This window comes from Microcystis sp. MC19 (genome assembly GCF_003019735.1).
Classification (GTDB): Bacteria; Cyanobacteriota; Cyanobacteriia; order Cyanobacteriales; family Microcystaceae; genus Microcystis.
In genome coordinates this window covers 843,603-864,770 of record NZ_CP020664.1, presented here as the reverse complement: position 1 = coordinate 864,770, position 21,168 = coordinate 843,603, and the positions used below count along the sequence as shown (strand labels likewise).

General features: G+C 41.2%; 19 protein-coding genes and 1 pseudogene. 4 read left to right on the top strand and 16 right to left on the bottom strand.

Annotated elements, in window-relative coordinates; translation table 11 throughout:
• Positions 1–256: 256 nt before the first annotated feature.
• Entirely contained in the window at positions 257–2,509 is a 2,253-nt protein-coding gene (locus tag B5D77_RS04435) for a PBP1A family penicillin-binding protein (protein WP_106908353.1), read from the top strand.
• A gap of 192 nt (positions 2,510–2,701) precedes the next feature.
• Here B5D77_RS04435 and B5D77_RS27835 read toward each other — a convergent pair whose 3' ends face one another.
• From B5D77_RS27835 to B5D77_RS04420, 3 genes are all read right to left on the bottom strand, one after another.
• Positions 2,702–4,168 carry a calcium-binding protein gene (locus tag B5D77_RS27835; RefSeq protein ID WP_305791994.1) on the bottom strand — a complete coding sequence of 489 codons (1,467 nt, stop codon included), beginning with the start codon at positions 4,166–4,168 and terminating at the stop codon, positions 2,702–2,704.
• A 423-nt stretch (positions 4,169–4,591) separates the two neighbouring features.
• A complete protein-coding gene (gene pgsA, locus B5D77_RS04425; RefSeq protein ID WP_008204624.1) occupies positions 4,592–5,128 on the bottom strand; it encodes a CDP-diacylglycerol--glycerol-3-phosphate 3-phosphatidyltransferase in 537 nt (178 codons plus the stop codon).
• 219 nt (positions 5,129–5,347) lie between these two features.
• On the bottom strand, positions 5,348–6,442 hold the full coding sequence (locus tag B5D77_RS04420) for an acyl-CoA desaturase (protein WP_106908351.1): 1,095 nt from the start codon (positions 6,440–6,442) through the stop codon (positions 5,348–5,350).
• 244 nt (positions 6,443–6,686) lie between these two features.
• Here B5D77_RS04420 and B5D77_RS04415 point away from each other — a divergent pair, with 244 nt between their 5' ends.
• The gene (locus tag B5D77_RS04415) at positions 6,687–6,860 is read left to right on the top strand and encodes a hypothetical protein (protein WP_254053034.1); all 174 of its coding nucleotides are present in this window, start codon (positions 6,687–6,689) and stop codon (positions 6,858–6,860) included.
• Between the two features lie 72 nt (positions 6,861–6,932).
• Here the strand turns inward: B5D77_RS04415 and ltrA are convergent, their stop codons facing one another.
• Positions 6,933–8,702, bottom strand: coding sequence for a group II intron reverse transcriptase/maturase (gene ltrA / locus B5D77_RS04410; RefSeq protein ID WP_254053080.1), 1,770 nt, complete (start codon positions 8,700–8,702; stop codon positions 6,933–6,935).
• 1,079 nt (positions 8,703–9,781) lie between these two features.
• On the opposite strand from ltrA, the gene B5D77_RS04405 reads away from it, so the two are divergent.
• Complete coding sequence (locus B5D77_RS04405) at positions 9,782–9,934, top strand: hypothetical protein (protein WP_232306189.1); 153 nt, start codon at positions 9,782–9,784, stop codon at positions 9,932–9,934.
• Positions 9,935–9,946: 12 nt separating this feature from the next.
• Here the strand turns inward: B5D77_RS04405 and B5D77_RS04400 are convergent, their stop codons facing one another.
• The 5 genes from B5D77_RS04400 to B5D77_RS04375 all read right to left on the bottom strand — a co-directional run bounded on the left by B5D77_RS04400 (position 9,947) and on the right by B5D77_RS04375 (position 15,224).
• Positions 9,947–11,203: a glycosyltransferase family 4 protein gene (locus B5D77_RS04400; protein WP_106909952.1), complete on the bottom strand. Its 1,257-nt coding sequence runs from the start codon at positions 11,201–11,203 to the stop codon at positions 9,947–9,949.
• Between the two features lie 230 nt (positions 11,204–11,433).
• On the bottom strand, positions 11,434–12,114 hold the full coding sequence (locus B5D77_RS04390) for an FkbM family methyltransferase (RefSeq protein WP_157221750.1): 681 nt from the start codon (positions 12,112–12,114) through the stop codon (positions 11,434–11,436).
• A gap of 359 nt (positions 12,115–12,473) precedes the next feature.
• Positions 12,474–13,400, bottom strand: coding sequence for a glycosyltransferase family 2 protein (locus tag B5D77_RS04385; RefSeq protein ID WP_106908350.1), 927 nt, complete (start codon positions 13,398–13,400; stop codon positions 12,474–12,476).
• A 95-nt stretch (positions 13,401–13,495) separates the two neighbouring features.
• Positions 13,496–14,299, bottom strand: a complete 804-nt coding sequence (locus B5D77_RS04380; RefSeq protein ID WP_106908349.1) for a Uma2 family endonuclease — start codon at positions 14,297–14,299, stop codon at positions 13,496–13,498.
• Between the two features lie 451 nt (positions 14,300–14,750).
• Complete coding sequence (locus B5D77_RS04375) at positions 14,751–15,224, bottom strand: DUF29 domain-containing protein (RefSeq protein WP_216644407.1); 474 nt, start codon at positions 15,222–15,224, stop codon at positions 14,751–14,753.
• Between the two features lie 940 nt (positions 15,225–16,164).
• Between B5D77_RS04375 and B5D77_RS04370 the strand changes: the two are divergent.
• Positions 16,165–16,606 (top strand): annotated as a pseudogene (locus B5D77_RS04370) (ISKra4 family transposase); the annotation flags it as partial.
• 265 nt (positions 16,607–16,871) lie between these two features.
• On the opposite strand, the gene B5D77_RS04365 reads toward B5D77_RS04370, so the two are convergent.
• The 7 genes from B5D77_RS04365 to B5D77_RS04340 form a co-directional block, all read right to left on the bottom strand.
• Positions 16,872–17,717, bottom strand: coding sequence for a glycosyltransferase family 2 protein (locus B5D77_RS04365; RefSeq protein WP_106908347.1), 846 nt, complete (start codon positions 17,715–17,717; stop codon positions 16,872–16,874).
• A 2-nt stretch (positions 17,718–17,719) separates the two neighbouring features.
• Entirely contained in the window at positions 17,720–18,667 is a 948-nt protein-coding gene (locus tag B5D77_RS04360) for a bifunctional 2-polyprenyl-6-hydroxyphenol methylase/3-demethylubiquinol 3-O-methyltransferase UbiG (protein WP_008202390.1), read from the bottom strand.
• Positions 18,668–18,864: 197 nt separating this feature from the next.
• The gene (locus tag B5D77_RS04355) at positions 18,865–19,728 is read right to left on the bottom strand and encodes an FkbM family methyltransferase (RefSeq protein ID WP_106908346.1); all 864 of its coding nucleotides are present in this window, start codon (positions 19,726–19,728) and stop codon (positions 18,865–18,867) included.
• 60 nt (positions 19,729–19,788) lie between these two features.
• A complete protein-coding gene (locus B5D77_RS27940; protein WP_371413508.1) occupies positions 19,789–20,175 on the bottom strand; it encodes a polysaccharide biosynthesis C-terminal domain-containing protein in 387 nt (128 codons plus the stop codon).
• Positions 20,141–20,443, bottom strand: a complete 303-nt coding sequence (locus tag B5D77_RS26465; protein ID WP_216362932.1) for an oligosaccharide flippase family protein — start codon at positions 20,441–20,443, stop codon at positions 20,141–20,143. The genes B5D77_RS27940 and B5D77_RS26465 overlap by 35 nt, the downstream gene beginning before the upstream one ends.
• A gap of 85 nt (positions 20,444–20,528) precedes the next feature.
• Positions 20,529–20,753 carry a hypothetical protein gene (locus B5D77_RS26155; RefSeq protein WP_039900087.1) on the bottom strand — a complete coding sequence of 75 codons (225 nt, stop codon included), beginning with the start codon at positions 20,751–20,753 and terminating at the stop codon, positions 20,529–20,531.
• Positions 20,744–21,142 carry an FkbM family methyltransferase gene (locus tag B5D77_RS04340; protein WP_008202395.1) on the bottom strand — a complete coding sequence of 133 codons (399 nt, stop codon included), beginning with the start codon at positions 21,140–21,142 and terminating at the stop codon, positions 20,744–20,746. The genes B5D77_RS26155 and B5D77_RS04340 overlap by 10 nt, the downstream gene beginning before the upstream one ends.
• Positions 21,143–21,168: the final 26 nt, after the last annotated feature.

The window sequence follows — 21,168 nt, the reverse complement described above, 5'->3', positions numbered from 1 at the left end:
ATTGGGAGTGAATTGGGGTGTTAGGGTTTTAGGGTGTTAGGGTTTTAGGGTGTTAGGGTTTTAGGGTGTTGGGGTGATGGGGTGTTAGGGTGGTCACTGCGTGCGCGTTGCGGGGGGTGTTAGGGTGTTGGGGTTTTAGTTGAAATTCCCCATTCCCCCACTTGCCACTACCCCATTCCCCCACAACCCCATTCCCCCACTACCCCATTCCCCCACTTCCCCTGTTGCCTCCAGAAGCTGATAACTGATAAAAACTATGTCTAACCAGTCGCCGAAAACCCAAATTAGTCAACTTGTCACCGTTGCCGTGCAGAAATTGCAAGGAAAGGTGAATTTTCAGGCGGTAAATCTCAAAAAAGGGGCTAGAGTTCCCGAATTACGCCTTAAAAACGAGAATGGCAGCGGGGAAAGCAAATATCCCCTTATTGGCGATCGCTATTTGTTAGGCCGCAGTTCCAGTTCCTGTGATATTACTATCCGTAATACCGTGGTCAGTCAGATTCATTGTTCCCTACAGCGTGACCCGAAAAATCCCCATAATTTCCTGCTCACAGATGAAAACTCCACTAACGGGGTTTATATGGGTAAACGTCGTCTGAAAAGCGTTTCCCTGCGTCATGGTGATACCTTTACCCTGGCCCCTCCAGACTTAGCCAATTGTGTCACCATCTCCTATTACTGTCCCCCTCCTCTGTGGGTGCGACTTTTGCGCTATGGTTTCTATGGTGCGGGGGGTATTTTCGGTTTATTAGTTTTAGCGGTTATCTGGGAAAGTCGCAAAGTTAATGTTTATCCACTCCCTTCCGGGGTGAGAGGTCCGGTGGTCGTCTATGCTAGGGATGGTCAAACTCCCCTCAATCCCATTCGACAGGAAACTCACCAAGAATTAGATAATCTGGGGGATTTTTCACCCTATTTGCCCAAGGCGGTTGTCGCTTCCGAAGATAGTCGTTTTTACTGGCATTTTGGCGTTGATCCTTTGGGGATTGTCCGGGCTGTTATGATTAATTGGCAAGGTCGGGGCATTCGTCAAGGGGCCAGTACCCTGACTCAACAGTTAGCGCGTAGTTTATTCCCCGAAGTCGGTCGCCAAAATACTGCCGATCGCAAACTCCGGGAGGCTGTGGTCGCCCTACAATTAGAAGCGGTGTATAGTAAGGATGAAATCCTCAAAACCTATCTCAATCGAGTTTATCTCGGTTTGGCCGGCTACGGTTTTGAAGACGCGGCCCGCTTTTATTTTGATAAATCCGCTAGAGATTTAGATATCTCCGAGGCTGCCACCCTTGTGGCTATGTTACCCGCCCCGAATCGATTTAATCCCATTCAAGATTATGACACTTCCGTACAATTACGCAATCGTGTCATCGATCGCATGGCCCAATTAAGGATGATTTCCCCGGAAGCGGCCGCCAGCGCCCGCAGATCTCGCATTGAAATCAGTCCCCAAGCCAAAAAATCCCTATCTAGTACGATTGCACCATATTTTTATAGTTACGTTTTCGAGGAATTACAGGACCTTTTAGGAGAGGAAGTGGCCAAAGAGGGCAATTTTATTGTTGAAACCAGTTTAGACCGCCGGCTGCAGGCGATCGCAGAAAAAAGTTTAAAAAATAATGTCCTAAAGCAAGGACCCCGCTATCGATACTCCCAAGGGGCTTTAGTTACTTTAAACAGTCAAACCGGGGAAATTCTCGCTTTAGTCGGGGGAGTTGATTATCAAAAAAGCCAATTTAACCGCGCTATCCAAGCTAAACGTCAACCCGGTTCCACTTTTAAGGTATTTGCTTATGCTGCCGCCCTGGAAAAGGGAATATCGCCCTATAAAATCTATACCTGCGCGGGACTCTCTTGGCAAGGACAGGCCTATTCTCCCTGTGAACGCAGTAGCGGGGGGGTCAATATGTTTCAAGGTTTAGCGCAATCGGAAAATAGCGTCGCCCTTCGCATTGCTCGCGAGGCAGGATTAAGTAATGTGGTCAATGTGGCGCAACGTTTGGGGGTGAAATCACCTTTAAATCCTGTACCGGGGCTAATTTTAGGGCAAAGCGAGGTAAATGTCTTAGAAATGACCGGCGCTTATGGGGTTTTTGACCACGGTGGGCGCTGGAATCGTCCCCACGCCATTAAACGCATTCTCGACGCTTCCGACTGTGAAAATGTGGAGGATTTGAGTACCTGTCGGGTTATTTATGACTATGGCGAGGATAGCGAGAGAAATCAGCAGGTAATCTCCCCTAAAACCGCCGAAACGATGAATAGCCTCTTGCGGGGGGTGATAACTAATGGTACGGGAGGTGCTGCCAGTGTTGGCATGGGAGAAGCGGGTAAAACGGGAACTACTAATAATTATGTGGATCTCTGGTTTATCGGTTATCTTCCCCGTCGCGACTGGGTGACAGGCATTTGGTTAGGGAATGATAACAATTCTCCCACTTCCGGCAGTAGTCAACAGGCAGCGAAGTTATGGGGCGATTATCACCGTCAGTTAATCACCACAGAAAACTAATGCCAATGGCTCTGAAGCTCAGACCCATTTTAACCGTCTATCCTTAAGATTAGTGGAATCCCCCCAACCCCCCCGACATCGGGGGGTCTTGCCTCTTGCCTCATCTCAACTAACAATTTAAATGGTTCACAGTAATAAGGGTGTGTTAGCTAGGGCTAACACACCCAGTATCTGTGTATTCAAACAAGGAAATTAAATGAAGGCGAAGTTAGCAGCAGTTAAACCGGTTGTAAGCGAGTTAACGCCACCAATTGTTGCAATGACAACCTGATCAGATGACTCTGACCAGTTACCATCAGCGTCATACAAAAACTGCCTTGCACCGTCATTGGTGGCTAAGGCAAAACGAGCAGAACCAGAGGTAACCGTTTGAATAGTAGCCAGAAGACCAACAAAAATAACATCGTTAGCCTCGCCGTTTGAAGGCGTCGAATCAATAACTGCCGTCGTACCTGCTGCTGGAGCGCCTGTGTAAGCACTAGAGGTAATGGCCAAGCGATCGATTCCATTAGAACCACTGAGAGAAAAGGCTGTGATTGAGTCAACGCCTTGATTGGTAAATACAAAGGTATCGTTGCCAACTCCACCATTTAGGGTATCGTTTCCCGCACCACCAGTTAGGGTATCGAGTCCCCCGCCACCAGCTAGGCTATCGTTGCCATTGCCACCAACTAGGCTATCGTTGCCATTGTTACCATTTAGGGTATCGTTGCCAGTACCACCGATTAGGGTATCGGCTTGGCTGCCGCCGGTCAGGGTGACAGCAGTGCCATTTCCGCTATTGGTGAGGGTCCATCCCGATGTACCAGTCGCTGAAGCAACGCTGATGTTAAAGCCGCTCGCCGTGACCGATGCAGTGCCTGAGTTGTTGGTCGATGCAGTGGCAGTCCAGGCGGCTACCGCCGTGGCATTCGCCGTGGCACCAGCGGCGACAAGCAGGATGTCGGTGCCGTTTCCAAGATCGGAAATGGTGTCGGTGCCAGCGGCGACGTTGAAGGTATCGGCTCCCGCACCACCAGTTAGGCTATCGGCTCCTTGTCCACCAACTAGGCTATCGTTGCCATTGCCGCCAACTAGGCTATCATTGCCATCGCCACCAATGAGAGTGTCTGCGTTAGCGCCGCCAGTCAGGGTGACAGCAGTGGCATTTCCGCTATTGGTGAGGGTCCATCCCGATGTACCAGTCGCTGAAGCAACGCTGATGTTAAAGCCGCTCGCCGTGACCGATGCAGTGCCTGAGTTGTTGGTCGATGCAGTGGCAGTCCAGGCGGCTACCGCCGTGGCATTCGCCGTGGCGCCAGCGGCGACAATCAGGATGTCGACACCGTTTCCAAGATCGGAAATGGTGTCGGTGCCAGCGGCGACGTTGAAGGTATCGGCTCCCGCGCCACCAATTAGGCTATCGTTTCCCCCTCCACCACTTAGGATATCGTCTCCCCCAAGACCACTTAGGGTATCGGCTCCTGCACCACCGGTGAGAGTATCGTTGAAGTCACTACCTGTGATGAAATAGGGATTGGTGAGGGGGAATTGTTGGATGGTAGTTGCGGGAGGTGTGGCTGTGGCTGGTGGTACAGTTATAGTGTCGATGGTCTGCGTACCTGCGGCTTTCGGGTAGGAATTAGTGCCGACGGTTAGTATATGAGTGCCGCCAACCATAGATCTAACAAAGGTATTGCTATCTGCTGGCAGGGTAAGGGTCGTAGTAAAGGGGAAATCGTTCCCCACAAGGGTTGCGCTAACAGCACTGGTCGTTCCGTTGAATAATCTCCAAACCGAATCGCCGTCACCGAAAACACCAATGGACGTGAGATTATAGGTACCAGGGTCTGTTGTCGCTATGGAAATAGTGCCAGTAGGATAGGTGTTCAGGAACTGGGCAACCGTTCCACCAACAGCGAAGTTAATACCAAAGGTGGAAAGAGCAAAAGATATAGTAGTGGTGGTCATAGTTTTTTCTTTGAATGATGTGTTTGAACTTGAAGAGTTTGACAGTCCCTCCCCGATCATTATATATCAGAGAAAAAAATGCAACCGTGTTTGCCTGGTTTGTTGCCTGAATTGTTGCTAATGGTCAGGTTTTTAAGAATTTTGGGTTAATTTTTGGCTGGGTATGACGTAAATCACTCCAGAAATTAAAGTTAATGTCACCGATAGCCAGAAAACGATCTGAGCAATTAAATTATATTCAGAAGGCAAGGGAGCAATTAAGAGAGCGATAGCGATAATTTGGCTGACTGTTTTGCTTTTTCCCCACCAATTAGCCCCTTTTATGTCGCTATTTCCCGTTAAACTCGGATTAATGCGCCAACCAGCGATCGCTAATTCGCGAGCGAGAATCAAAAATACTCCCCAGGCAGCAATTAAATCCATTTCAATGAGAGCTAAGAGGGGAGCGAGAACCAGCAATTTATCGACCAAAGGATCGAGAAATTTACCTAATTCGGTGATTTGATTGAATTTTCGCGCTAGATAACCATCGAGCCAATCGGTGCTGGCAGCAATCAGAAAGATAATTAAACTTAACCAGCGATCGATTTCTGTGCCTTGGTGCAACCAGTACAAAATTAATGGCAGTCCCAAGAGTCGCGATAGCGTAATCGAGTTGGGTAGGTTCATTTTTCAGTGATCAGTAAACAGTAATCAGTGACCAGTAAATAGTGATCAGTAAACAGTAAACAGTACACAGTAAACAGGTATAAAGATAAAGATAAAGATAAAGATAAAGATAAAGATAACTAACTAACTAATTAACTTAAAACTTGCATCTGATAACTGGTAACTGGTAACTGATAACTGATAACTGATAACTGATAACTGATAACTGATAACTGATATTTAGCTGGCTAATTTGAGATCGAAATTACTTTGTTTATTGCCTAATTGTCTGAGCCAACGATAATTATAAGCCAAAGCACCTCGCAGGGTGGGATAAACGGCATAATTAACGTCAAATTCTTGGCAAACTTCCGCTAAGATCGGGGCAATTTTGGGGTAGTGAATATGGCAAATTTGCGGGAAAAGATGGTGAACTACTTGATAATTTAATCCCCCCAAATACCAATTTAAAAAGGCATTTTTAGGAGCAAAATCTACGGTCGTTCGCACTTGAAATATCGCCCATTCGTCTTCGATTTGATTAGCTGCCGAAGGTTGAATAAATTCGGCGGGTTCCAAAACGTGAGCTAACATAAATACATGACAGGCAAGCACTCCATAGGTCATAAAAGCGATGAGAAAACCGAGCGCTATTTCTAGGGGACTATAACCAACTAAGAGAGGAATGCCAATAAACCAAAAGAGATAGACAACTTTTCCGCTCAATAAAACGAATAGATCGATCGGTTTAGGATTGGGAATTTTAATCCCGCCAAAACGATGACTAAGGAAGATGGAGCGCACATCGGAGAATGACCAATAGATAGGAATTACAGCGTAGAGAATCGGGATAAATAAATGTTGATAACGATGATACCATTTATGCTCGGCATGGGGAGTCATTCGCACGATACCATCGCCGTGAATTTCCACATCGTACCCTAAAACATTGGTATAGGTATGATGGAGATAATTATGACGAAAACGCCAGAGATAACTGGAAGCACCGATGATATAATCGTAGGTCATGCCAAGGAGAGAATTAACCCATTTTTTACTAGAATAGCCGCCATGGTTAGCATCATGACCGATACTAAAACCAATCCCTGCTAATCCTGCTCCTAAAACCATACAACCGATAATTTTTAGCCACCAGATATCCGGACCAAAAAGCACAAACAGCCAAGCGGCAATTACCCAAGTTAAAATCGTGATCGTCTTCAGGTACATGGCAAAATTATCTCTGGTGGGGATGCCGTTTTCGGTAAAATAAGCATCAACCCGTTTATTCAATTCCTTTCTAAAACCCTGATTTTCGGTAAAAGTTACTCGCATTCCTATTTTTGTCCTAGAAGTTGGTATGACGGCAATTTGTGGCAGCTCAGAGTGAATTTAGGAGTCTTTTACTGGCTTGCTAAGGCTGTCTCACTATAACTGATCGTTTCTCATCAGTCCTTCATCCATTGTCAGAGAAAGAGGTGCGCTTGACAAGGGAATCGCTCAATTTATTTGCTCCTCTTGCAGAAAACCCTCGGTTTTTACCTAATCAGATAGCAGATACCTGTAGCTGGTGATAGAGATGAGCGTTAGCTACTTTTGTACTACTATTCAAGTCATGGAAGGCGATCAAGTTTTCTGGCGCGAAGTGCCACAATTAAGAGGAGCGATCAATGCGATCGCTGGAAGGGTGGCCAAGGATGAAGCGGTGTATCTTGATCTGTGGCAATGGTTACAGAATAAGTCTAAATATTAGGGGTCGAGAAGGTCGTCACCGACCTCCCCTCCCATTCAGAACCGTGCATGAGACTTTCGCCTCACACGGCTCCTAGTTTGACTGTTCCCTTGTTAAGGATACAGCTTGACTTCCTTTGGTTAACCTTGTATTATCTAGTTTGACTTCTGAAGTTGTCAAACCAGATGGATTTAGGCTTCCATCAGATGCCGATTTATCATCGTGGCAGTGGCGGTGTAGTAATTGAAGGTTCTTATATTCATCCTTTCCGCCTAAGCTTAGAGGGTGAATGTGGTCAACTTCAATTAAATCCGATGGGGTGAAATACTGCCCACATCGGCTACACTTGCCTTGTTGCTTCTTAAGTAGTTTGGCTACTCTTGTCGGTGTGTCGATTGCTTGTCCTCGTCTGGTCGCCCAGTAAGTCCAATTTCCGTCATAAGGTGAGGCTTCGGGGCGTACTAGGGTATGTCTGACAATTGGTGTCCAGTTATGTTTCCATAAATGAAGACCATCTTTGGTCTTAAATAACCAAGATTCGTGTCTTTCTTTCCCATTGCTGAGTTTAACTGTACCCGGTCTAAAGTAGTTTCTCAGCTTTTCGTAGTCCGCTTTACCGCATCTTGATTCTGTCCATGCCCTTAACATTAACCAGATTGTGTAGTCTAGTTTATTGAAGGTATCTGTGGATACTACTCCTGAGTAGTAGTTAGCCCATCCTCTAATGATTGGGTTTAGGTGACTAATCAGGGCTGACTGAGGTGCTGTCTTGTGTTTTTTGATTACACCTTTAATCGCTTCTGTATGGGCTTTAACTGCTTTTTGGCTAGGTTTAATATGTGTTAGGAATGTTTTGGATATTTCTTTACATATTTTCCCTGCTTTGTATTTTCCTGCTGGGTATTGCCTGATATTGAATCCTAGGAAATCAAAACCGGGTTTTTCAGTTTTCCCATTGTACTCAATGGGGTTGAGTGTGTGACACACTCTGGTTTTTTCTGGTTTGAGTTCTAATCCAATGGGTTTTAACCATTCGGAAATGGCAGTTTGGCACTGTTCAATGATTTCGAGTGATGGTGAAATTACTACAAAATCATCTGCGTATCTTATTAAAACAGCTTGAGTTTTATTACCCTTTCTAGGGAATAGTGTTTCAATTAATCTTGTCATTCCATCCAGTGCGATGTTAGCAAGTAGTGGACTTATTACCCCTCCTTGTGGTGTCCCTGTTTCTGTTTCTTCAAATACGCCGTTATCCAATACTCCTGTTTTAAGCCATTGTTTAATGTCTCTTTTCAGGGAACTTGGACATTGAATTTTGGACAGTAGGAAATCGTCATTAATTCGGTCAAAACACTTGGCAATATCAGCATCTAATACAAAGTAGTTACTTTTATTAATGCTGAGGTATATCCTCGATATTGCATCATGGGCAGACCTTCCCGGTCGGAAACCATAGCTGGTTCCTTCCATTTTTGACTCCCATTCTGGTTCAAGTGCCGATTTAATCAACGCTTGTCTAGCTCTGTCTTTGATGGTTGGTATTCCTAATGGGCGTTTTTCATCCCTGCCGGGTTTAGGAATCCATACCCTTCTTAGCGGTTTTGCTTTAAGTGTTCCCTTGATTTCTTCGGTTAGATTTAGCCTTTGTTCAGGGGATATTGCTATCACTCCATCGACACCTGCTGTTTTTTTTCCTTGATTATCTTGGGTTACTTTGCGAACTGCTAATAGACGAGCATAGTACGATTTCACCAATAGACGTTGCAACCTTCTAACCTTTGCATCTTGTCCCGATTTAGCCGCTTGGTATATCCTCTTTTGGAGCTTGAAAACATATCTTTGGACTTTCGCCCAATTGATAGTTTTCCATACATTCGTAGTCTTAGTGGTTTTCGGTTTTCCGAATCCTTCACCTTCTCAAGGGTTTCGTCATATAGACTCCTACTAAACTCTATCCTTACAATCAAACCGTAACCCGTTAGCATATCCTGACTATTACCGTCAGGCTTTGGCTTTTGGTTACATCTCACACCCTTGAAGGCTTGCGCTTACACTTATCACTACTGGGTATTTCGACCAATACTCAGAGCCTAAAAGGGCTTATCACGTTCCGTTTATATGGGCATTCCATCTTTAGATTTGTCCTTTCCATCGGGGTACTTTTAAAGGTCTGTGTAAGTGAGTAAGCGAATTTCTTACTTTTCCCCTTGTTCTTTTGAACGCAGTGTATCAACCTATTTCACTACTCAATGGTTACGATGGTTCAGGTCAGACATTCGGCTCACGCCTAATCATGGATGGTTGGCAGTGGTCTCGATTCTGGTGTTAGGTTACACCTCGGAGCCTTTCCGTTCCCCGCTTCAGTCCCAGAGTTGTGACTTCTGAATCTGGGGGTGGCTATCGCCGTTACTCTCACCTTTGTAACAATTGTGAATAATTGTTGCAAAGTGTATTGACCTTGAGTCCCCTTGCCTAGTTTGGTATCGTGTTGATACTCAACGTTGGGACATATAAACAGTTATAAGGTCTTCAGGGGACTGAATACCTTACTAGGCGGTTATTTCAGTCATTTCAGCCCTATTTCATGCCTAAACGTTTCGCACCACTCCTCTATAGTAACTCAAAGGGTCTAGGAAAATGTTGGACTAGTAATGGTGTCACGCCCCTTGGATTTATTTAGTCAATTTGGCTCTTCGGGAATTGTTATGCAAATAATTAACTTAAAATAAAATTCGATGAGAGTGCCTACGCTCAAAAATGGCTAAAATTCATACAGGGAAAGACTTGAGGCACAAACACATTAATCCCAAAAGATAGACAATCGAGTTAAGATTTGATACAATAGCCAAAAACCAGAGTATTTTACTTATGATACTTGACAAATTTGTTTCTTCGGTTTGTCTTATGCAACGGACAGGATTATAAGAGATGAAACCCTCATGGAGAAAGATATTTGGCTATTTTCGTCAATTGTTTTTGATCTAGAGCTAACTAATCAATTAAATCTCTTGCCAGATAAGGATTTAGTCGATTTATGCCCCCCCATCGAACCATACCAAGTAACGAAGAGCCGTTTTTTTGAGCATAGCTAAGACTGTTTAAGTTTACTTGGAAGATTCCAAGATTTCATTGTACAGCTTTAAATACTTAGATGCTTGAATCTCAAGAGTAAATTCTTGCTCCACTTTTTGCCTTGCCCGAATGCACAATTGGTTATACCTTTCTGTATCTTCTAATACCCAATTAATTCCGCTTGCTAAGTCTTCCACCTCGAAGGGGTGAGCCAGATAACCATTCTCTTGATGTTCGATCATATCAGGCATTCCACCAATTTTAAAGGCAACAGATGGAGTGGCACAAGCGAGAGCTTCCATGACTGTATTGGGAAGATTATCCTCAATTGAGGGAGCGACAAAAATATCGGCGGCGGCATAGACTAAAGCTAGGGAAATATCATCATTTAATCTGCCTAAATAATGAGTTTTCAAGCCAAAATCTGGCGGATTAACTGGTTCAGAGGCACCGAAGACCACTAACTCTAATTTATGCTGCCATATTTCCCATTGGCTGAGTTTTTTTATGGCAGGCAGCAGCAGATGAAACCCTTTCCGGCGATCACTTGTTGCCGTCATAGCACCAAAGAGAATAAGCTGTTTATCTTGGGGTAATCCTAAGAGATGGCGAGCAATCTTTTTCTCGATTGGTTTATAGCTTTGAATGTCTAAACCATTGGCAATTACTTCTATCCGTAAATCCTGAAATAGAGAACTATTTCTAGCACAATCAGCTAACCATTGACTGGGGGTAACAATAGTCAGATTTAGATTTTTCCAAGCTTTAGCTTTTCGCCACCAAACCCAACGAGAAATATCCCCATCTTGCTGACTTTTTAATTGAGGACAATGACCACAGGATTGGGTATAGCGATCACATTCTCCACTATAATGACAACCACCCGTAAAAGGCCACATATCGTGAGCCGTCCAAACAAGAGGTTGCTTAAATCTGGCTAGGGTTTCAATTTGTAAAAACCCGGCATTAATCCAGTGTAAGTTAATAATATCTGGACTAATTTGGGCTACTCTAGAAACAAGGCGATCGGGAAGCCATTGGATAGAATAAGGTGTTCTCTCTCTTTGAGAATATAATGACAAGGGCAAGTGATCAACCCCAGGTATTAGTTTCGCCCATCCCTTCATTAATTTACTTGCTGGCGATAAAACAGTATAGTCATCAGTCGTTTTATCATTAACTAGCATAGTCGCTGCTACACTGATCCGATGTAACCCTTTATGCAGACGATGAGCGGCTATAAAAGCCCCTCCTTGACTATCAGAATTACTTAGTAAACAGACTTTCATCACTCTCAAGAATATTTGATCAATTTGCAATAGTCTTCCACGGTTAGCACCCAGATCGAAAAGTCTATATGTTGATATTCCAATAACCTTTCCATCAGAGCCACTTGGGAAGTATTAAGATTATATCTCTTGACTTCAAATCCCAGTTTTCTGAACAGTTTTTTGAGCGATTTTTTAATCATCGATTGTACCAAATGGAATATTTTGTATTATTTATCAATTGATAAAACTTACTCCTTCCAGCCAAAAATATTCAGCTGTAAATCAAATCCAGACTGTGGTTTTATCTCAAGGAATGGTGACAAATGACTATTATTTATGTTGCGAATATGTATTCTAAAGCCAGCTTCTTTCAAAATTAGCAAAATTTTATCTAGACACTGCTCCTGTCCTAATTTTGAGTGATATTCGATAAAGATAAACTTGAGATCATCTAAAAATCCTCGGCATCTGGGTATCACAAATTCTTCTGCCCCTTCTATATCCATTTTCAAAAAGTCAAATTTTTGATGACTCAATACTTCTAATATATCGATCGCTTCAACACGCACATTACTTTCACCGTCACTAATTTTTCCAGCGTCAGCACCTTCTGAAACAAAATTCAAGTATGTATTTTCATACCAAATAGCTTTGTTAATCAATTTCACCTGACTAACTGAGTTTTCGTTTATGTTTTTTTCTAGGTATCTAAAAATTTTTGGATCAGCTTCAAATCCTGTGATATTAGCGTCGGGATAAAGTGATTTAAAAAACAATATGCTCAATCCAATGTTAGAACCCAAGTCTAATATATTCGGAGATTTGTTTTCCCATTTAAAGGCATAAACTTGATCTACAAAAATTTCTTTATACGAATGTATAAAAGATAAATTATCGGGAATTGTTAAATGCCAATCATGAAGTTTCACCCTACACTCATTGTACCGATTAATGGGTCTTAGGCGAGACCAAAGAAGACTATAGGTTAAATATTCTGGTACTGTTACCATCTTATAGATATGCTTCAATGGTTGAATAAAAATTGGTCTCAATATTCCACTCATAACTACTATTTTATTTTTTTATTTCACATGGGAATTATACCACGTCAGCTAACTTAATTGTTTTTTGTCAATTTTTTTCTTGAACAGGGCTAACATTTTATAATTTAAGTAGGTGGGTGGAATTAAATATAAAATGAACGTAGGTTGGGTTGAAGCATGAAACCCAACGCCCGCATGGGTTACGCTACCGCTAACCCATCCTACAAATAATTGTGCCTACCTACTTAATTCCATAATTGTAACTTATTTCGTAACTTTTCTGTAACGGTAACGATTCTATTTCTTTGAAAGATGTTTTTTTGTGTATAACTATCTGCCGCTTCATCTCTAATCAAAAATGGAGGATGTTTTAACGGAAAATTCATTTCTTTAACAGGAAGATTTGCCACTCTACTTTTACTACCAATTGTATGAGTAGCATCTTCACCAAATCCAATATTACTAACTAAATTTACATTAGGAAGGATAGTTAGACCATTCTGAATCCAACAGGAAAATGTCCATCGATAAGCCCAGCTATCATTTTTATTATCATAAGTAGTTTGAAAAATCTTAGTCCAGTATTTGACAGCCTGAGTTTCTTCTAAAATGGCGGTCAACCAATCACCATCTCTCACTTGTGGCCAATGTTTCATTTCACCATCATAATACTGCCATGCTCGTCGCCAAGTCGCCCAACCCCAGCAATGATTATAACGGGACAAGTAATAGCTGTAGTCTGTGAGTTTTTTGCCCAACTGAAAATTATTTCCCGATATCACCGTGATTCGCTGGTCATGTCTATAGTATTCTAACAGTTCCTCGCAAAATCGAAAAAAGGTCGGGTCGGGTACACAATCATCCTCAAGAATAATCGCCTCTTCAACCATCTCAAAAACCCAATCTAAGCCACTTGATACCCGCTTCCTACAACCTAAATTTAAATCAGAATAGTTCTTCAACACCTCACAATCCCAATCCACACCCTCGATAATAGCACGAGCCGCCTTACACTTTTCAATATCATCTGGTCTATCGGGACGTGGACCATCGGCAACAACTAATAACTTAGGTGGTTTTGCCTGACGGATAGCTTCAAATACCCTCGCCGTCGTATCAGGTCGATTGAAAATCAGGAGGGCGACAGGAGTGGTCAGTTGGAAGTCAGTCATAGACGAATTTACTGTTAACTCGTGGTATCCTAACCCACCCTGACCAAATTGTCAACTCTAGGCTAGTGGGACTACCACAATCCGCCCAGAGGAAGTTAGAGACTTTCGGGATTAATCCCCAATTCCCTGAGTTTAGCCGCCAATCGCTCGGCTTTTTCTTCGGCTTCTTCAGCTTTCTGTTGTGCTTCCTCAGCTTTCTGTTGTGCTTCCTCAGCTTTCTGTTGTGCTTCCTCAGCTTTCTGTTGTGCTTCCTCAGCTTTATGTTGTGCTTCCTCAGCCAACTCTCGCGGGGTTGGTAACAATATTCCATCTAAAGTTGCCCAGCGAATCCAGACGGTTGTTACCCCTCTATATTCTCCCTGCCAACGAACTAAAGCTAATCCCAAACGACCACTGATTAGCCATCCTTTCTCGTTGGGTTGCCGTGGTTCATATAGGCCATCAACTAAGACAAATTCGGCAAAATCTTCAGGGTTAAAAGGATCGTACCAGAAATATTCAGGCACTCGTAACTTATCTTGATAAATCTGTTTTTTCTCGGTTTTGTCTATTTGGGCAGTACTTTCTGAGACTAGTTCAATCACTACATCGGGGGCTTTTCCCTCCTCCCAAGTAACCCAACTTTTTCGCTCCCCTTTTGGCACGCCTAAGACGGCAAAAAAATCAGGTCCTTTGAAGTCTTGATTTTTCAGTTGTACTGTACTGAAATAGACGAACATATTGCCACTGGCATAACCATCTTCTCGTCGGTCTAGCCAAGGGGATATAGTGTCTATTAACAGATCCATCTGCCATTTATGCCTTTGAGTTTCCATCGGTACTCCATCATCGCAGGGAAGTTCATCTTGCGTGGGTAATGCAGTTAACTGCATCGGTTGACTAAGCGTCAGAGTTTCCATATTTTTTCCTATATTTTGGGTTTAGTTATTTAGGGTTTGCTGAATAATGGGAAAAACCTTTTAAAATAAGGCTTTTGACCTGTTAAAATCCGATGTTCATGCTGCGAAAATAGGATTGGGACCTTCAAAAACCTTGCATTATCCTTGTTGTAGTACATAAGTTGGTACAAAAAAGAGAGGGCAACAAAGCCTGAAACTCCCGACTCCTGACTCCTGACTCCTGACTCCTGACTCCTGACTCCTAACCCCTAACCCCACCAACAAACTTTTTGCCGCAAACCCTATTTAGATTTCCTAGATTTTTTGCCCTCTTTCAGGCAAATGTTACTTTAATTGACTGGCTATAGCAATTCTTAATGAGTCGTGAACGGGCAAAGGGCTTAATTCCATTGTTCAGCTGCTTGTTGTCAAGGGTTTAGGGGATTACTATATCTTATATCATAATTCTAGGCTAGGACTCATTTAAGTAGAAATCATCATCCAAGAGCTGCTCAATTGAAAAAGGACAGGTGATTGGATAATCATTTTCTAATGGTATGCGAACGCCAAATTTAGCTTTTTTTCCATCTCTAATTGCCAGCTGGCGAGCGTCTGGATAGACTAAGGAAACTGCTGTGGACAGATAGGGATTGAGAGATGGAGTATCTCGTAAGCTTTTTTGAACTCGCTGCCGGTGTTCGTTGATTGAATCATACCAACTGCCTGTCATAGTCTCAGGCGCATCGCCTTGTATCTTGAGCTTGAGTAAATGAGCCAACAAAACCATTAAGTTACTTTCTAAGGCTCTTTTTTCTGACTTGCCCAAGTCTTGTAATTCCTCAATTAAGTGTTCAACGTCTAGTTGTTCAAATTGACGATCTTTTAATTGTTGAATTGTCTGCTCAATCCACAAGTCAAAATCAGAATCATATAAAATACTGGACATTTCTCGCAGTTTCATTAATGATATAAATTCCACAGCACTGATATTAACAAATATTGTCGGTTTTGTCAAGTAGCAATTACCCGATAATTTCTTAGTACTATTTATCTTCCTTAACCTTCCTTTTATGAACTGACTTCTACATCTCTTGTAGAACCAGAAACTTCTATTCTTAAATTTTTATCTATTTCCTGCGCCTTGAAATCTAGCATCAGTTAAATAACTAGGGTTTGCTGAAAAAGTTTTTCCTGGGGGTAGGAGTCAGTAGCCGGTCGTCAGTAGCCGGTCGTTTCAGGCTTTGTTGCCCTTGTTTTTTGTACCAAGCGATGTACCACAAGAAGGATAATGCAAGGTTTTTGAAAGTCCCAATCCTATTTTCGCAGCATGAACATCGGACTTTAACAGGTCAAAAGCCTTATTTTAAAAGGGTTTTACCATTATTCAGCAAGCCCTAACTATCTTGCCGTTGGATTCTTGTTGGTGTCGCCGCTGATAAAAATGTACTTTTTTATCAAAAGCGTACAGATATTATTTACTTATAGAGGATTAGATTTCGCCAATTATCAACAGTCTATTTTTGATTAACAAATCCAATTCTATCTGGTCTGGCCTACCAAAGACTTCGTCATCATGTTCAGTAACATTAATCATCTGCACTCCGAAAGACTTTTATAAAATTGCCGGCTCTTCTAGGTTCTGTGTGAGCATGGTATAATAGTAACACAGAACAGGAGGTGGGTTATGTGGATAAATTTTGATCAACTCCTCGATTTACCAAATGTAACAGTGGTCAATTATCAAAAAATTGATCAGACAATTTTCTTAAAGCTCGCTATCATCAGGGAGCATCTCAGTTCTGCCATGAGTATAAATACTTGGGAAAAACCAGCGACTGGCAAAATTTGGTTTTGCAAGTGAAAAGAAATATTGTACAATGACGAGTACAGAAAAACAAGCGAAAAAATTAGAAATAAAGCCCCGGACTCAGATGAGTCCAATGTTAGAGAAGAACTGTTTGCTATTAAGTGGCGATGAATCCTATGAATGAGAAATCAGCCCAGAAAATCAAATCATTGACAGGAATTGCTGTTCCTCACAGCACACAACAACGCCTCGTACATTGCTATCCTTTTGAAGAATTACCGTCTAACCCAGCAGTCGAAGTCGAAGAAATGAGCATAGATGGCGGTAAGGTACGACTAAGAACTGCCAAGGGAAAAGCCTTGATTTGGCGTGATTATAAAGCAGTGAGTTTTCATCAACTGGGGGTAGCGGCTTTTTTTCAAGATAACTCAGCTTTATTGGATTTGGTTAATTCTCAAGTTCTGGCTAAACCTTTAATTTGTTTAGGCGATGGACATGATGGTATCTGGAATCTATTTAGGGTTTGCTGAATAATAAGGCTTTTGACCTGTTAAAATCCGATGTTCATGCTGCGAAAATAGGATTGGGACATTCAAAAACCTTGCATTATTCTTCTTGTAGTACATAAGCTGGCACAAAGAACAAGGGCAACAAAGCCTGAAACGACCGGCTACTGACGACCGGCTACTGACTCCTAACCCCACCAATACACTTTTTCAGCAAACCCTAATTGAGAATGAACAAAGGTTTTATGAGGGTTTCAGGTGGTGCCATGCCGACGTCAATCTATTTTTTTTTCGAGGTACCCTTTAGTATTGCAAAAACACATCCTTTCCAAACCCTTGTTATGTTTAAGAGAATCCAGGGTTTAGGGCATACCAAAATGACAAACACTGTCCAATGTATTGGGTTAACAGGATTTTTATTAGAAAAATAGCTTTGAACAAATTTGCCAAAATTATTATTTTCTAAAGATGGTAATTTATTGATAAAATTACTCTCATGTAAGTAGATTTTTAATTCAGGATTTACCAGAAGTTTTATTTTTTTTTTATATGCCCTAATGGTGAATTCATAATCCGATAAATAGTGAGGTAAAATTGTCGGATAAAAGTCACCAATAGTGAGCAAATCAGAAAATCTTAAAAATAAACTTCTGGTTGGTAGGCAGTTGATTTCTTCTGCTGAGGTAGTAGTTTTAAAAGTCATTGATTTCAAGTCAGCTTTTACCCCTTGATTTACTACACTTACAGTATCTGGTTGAAAACCTTGTGCGGAAACAAGTGTCTTTTGTGAATATTGTAAGATATTTATTGCCTTTTCTATGAAAGACCGATCAAAAGTAACATCATCGTTAGCCATCAAGACTATATCGGTGGCTTTAACATTATTATTCTTTAACCAACTGACACCCTGCTGTAAACCACCAGCCCACCACCAATTTCCATTTCCCTTGATGACTGTCAGAGACTCAATCTGACTTCTAACCATCTCTTCAGTCCCATCAATAGAACCGTCATCAACCAAGATAAGGTGATAATTGGTGTAGGTTTGTGATTTCAAACATTCAACAAACTTCTGAGTGATATTTCGACGGTTGCAAACTGGGAGAATAATATAAACTTTATCCATAATTATTGCCTCTTTTTCAGGAAAAACACATAATTATCTCCTTGACCTATGCTATCACAAAACCGTGTAATTAGGTGATTGACTTTAGTTTTGTGAATAGCGGCTAGAAGCTTAAGTGCTAATCTCTGCTTAAAGCTTCGTTCCTCCTTAAAAGACCAAAATGCAGATGGTACGTCCATATGTGGAAATAACATTAGGTGTATCCACTGATACAGTAACCATTCAGAACTGGTTAAAGTTTTAACTTGTTCCACCGTTAATCCAGCTTGCTCAGATGCCAGTTGCATTGATTGTACCGAGAAGAACTGAAGGTGATAGGGGGCGTGCCAATTAATCCACCGATGCCCAAAAACACTAGCTCCCCATCCATTAGAGTTGGGCGTAGTCAATATTGCTATTCCCCCTGGCTTTAAAACCCTAGCAATGCCACGTAGAGTTACTATAGGATTGGTAACATGTTCAATAACTTGATCCATAGTTATGTAGTCAAAAAAATCTGGTTTATAAAGATTCGGATCAAATAACCCAACGTGCACTTTATAGTTAAATTTCTCAGCTACGCGGCGAATGTTTTCGTCGGCTTCGACCCCATAAACATCACAGCCACGGGACTCATGATATCCCAAAGATTCGCCAAAACCACAACCAATATCTAAAATACGAACATTTTGGGGTATCCAACGAAAAGCTGAGGAATAGGAACCGTTCATCCAAGCTTTAAAAGCGTTAATCTCTTTATGAGGCTGATACTGTTCAAGAACGTATTTCGAGCGTGGGTAGAACTTCGTATAAAGTTCAGCCAAAACTTCTGGTGTAAATTCTCCTTTTAAGTGTTTGTGACCGCAGACAGAACACTTGGCAAGAAAAAAGTTTCCTGGGTAGCCGTATCTATCATCGTATAGCGGTAGATTATTTAAAGCAGCTGAAGAAAGACAAATTGGGCATTTCATGATTTTGATTACTTAAGGAATTTCCATAGATTAAATTATTTAATTATTCAGTTAGTTCAATTGGCTCAACTAAGGTTTTACAGTTCCTATCATGGTAAGTACCTAAGCAAAATTAATTACACATATCTAACCACCTCTTGCCTCCTGCTTTTTGCCTCTTGCCTATCTTCACTAGGAAATTAATTTTGCACGACTACTTATTCTCTATCTACATGAATAAAGTAGTAATTATAATACTCATCTGAATGCTTTTTAAATGGTTCTAATGAGGCTTTAATAGAATTAAAAACGAATGCTTTATAGCCATAAGACAGGATTGATTCAATTGTCTGTTCTGGATTTAGATTTGAGTTTTCTCCACCATAAATTTCTACAAACAAATCTGGTTTAAAATTGTTTAAGACATTCTCAGCACCCTTGATAACTTCTGTTTCTAAACCTTCTACATCAATCTTTATTAAAGAAATTTTTGAAATTTCATTCTCCTTGACAAATTCATCAATAGTTGTTACCGGTACTTGAACTCGATTAACCACTTTTTTTCGCTTAGTATCCTTGAGAGAGCTATAAGCATTATCTTCACATTCAAAGAAAGTAATACTACAAATCTTATCCGAGACAGCTTTAGGCACCACAATTACTTTATTTGCCAGAGAATTTTTAATTATATTCTTCCTTAAAATACTCGCAGTTCCTGGAGATGGTTCAAAAGCATAGATCTTAGTGTTTTTACCAGACCTTGCTAATTTCATAGAATGAAGACCAATATTAGCTCCTATGTCTAATACAATAGGAGCGCTATCTTCTAATAGTATCTTGCTCAAGAAGATAATTTCATTTTCTTCAAAGCTACCTTGAAAAAACAATTGTTTACCTATAACTGATGAATAACAATACTCTATTTCAAGACCATCAATTGTCTCTAAAATTCTTTGATTATCTATATCTATCTTGAAACCTAATAGATTTTGGATGATTGTTTGCTTGAACAGATCATCTCCGAAATAACGATGAATACGACCTCTTAGTTTTCTGTGAAGCTTCCAAAAGAGATTTTTCATGGCTCTAAATCTTTTAATGTTTAATAAATTACATCTTTCATTTCTTGTCAATTTTATGGTTTATAGTAGTATTCTATTTTTTATGTTGGAGAGATAGATTAAGTTGTGATTGAGGCGAAAATGAATTAAAAATGCTTTAGTTACCATCCATGCACTCCTGTATAAAAATGGGAAAAACAGATATAGACCATATAGCGCAAATCCATAAGAGATCACTGTTGCAATTGCTGCTCCAAGACGTCCATAATGAGGGATGAGAAGAAAATTTAATCCAACATTGGCAATAGCACCTAATGAGGTTCTTGCAAAGGTTAACAGAGTCATATTTTCCACCATCATCCACTGATTAAACGCTATCCCTACAAAGACAATAGGTCTCGACCAGATGTGCCATACCAGAATTCGACCAGCTTTAGTATATTCCTTGCCGAACAAATTTGTCAACATAAGGAACTGAAACAAAAGTCATGGGAACTGCGATCACCAATGCTATCCAAGCCATGAGATCGTACAGTTGTTGTAGTCTAGCATAATATTCCTCTCTACTCCGCTGCTTTGCTCGAATAATTGCTGGAAATGCCGAGGAACAAATTGCTATAGCAATAAAATACCAAATCTCTGAAAATCTGACCGCCGCCGCATAGTTTCCCACTGCTTGAGCATTTGCCATATTACCGAGCATAAGTCGATCGATCTTCATGTAAATCGGGAGCATCTCATTTATGCAAGTGAGTAATTATACTTGTCCCTAAAACTGATTTCTAGCAAGGCTTTTAAAATAGCTTGACATAAAACCTGATTTAGAGGTTACAAAGGTGAGATGCTCCCTGTAAATCGTTACCATGACACCCGATAGGATCAGCGGCCATGAATCTCCCAGCAATATCTTTGACTATCTGCCAATCTAAATCTGGGGGCGATTCATCGGTAAAATCGGGAAAAGCTATGACTGGTTTAGCGATTTTTGGCTTTGCTGATTTGAGATATGAATTTTCTTTTGTGGGATTTTTAAAACCTAGACCCAAACTAACTTTTGGATGGGTGCAAGGTTGTTATTCATACCTTGATTCAGCAACGCCGCTTTTGACATTTCATCCGTAATTTCTATTAACAGTCGAGAGATTTTTGGGGATTGAAACATTTCCAGCATTCTCTTGAGTATAAGGTATTCTCCACCTTCAGCATCAAGTTTCATTAAATCTATATGCTGTACATTATTCTTTTGTAACCAGGTAGAGCCTTGAAAAAGTTGAACTGGTATTGTCTTAAATTTATCGGGATCCGCTGAAGAATGAATAATGTCGCCCAATGAGTGATAAACTTCCATTCCTGGTGCGCCTGAATTGAATTCTACAATCTCATCTTTTTCTCCAAAACCGGCCTGATGTATTTCAATGTTATTAAATTTGTTCAACTCCTTATTTTTTCAGTTAATTTAAG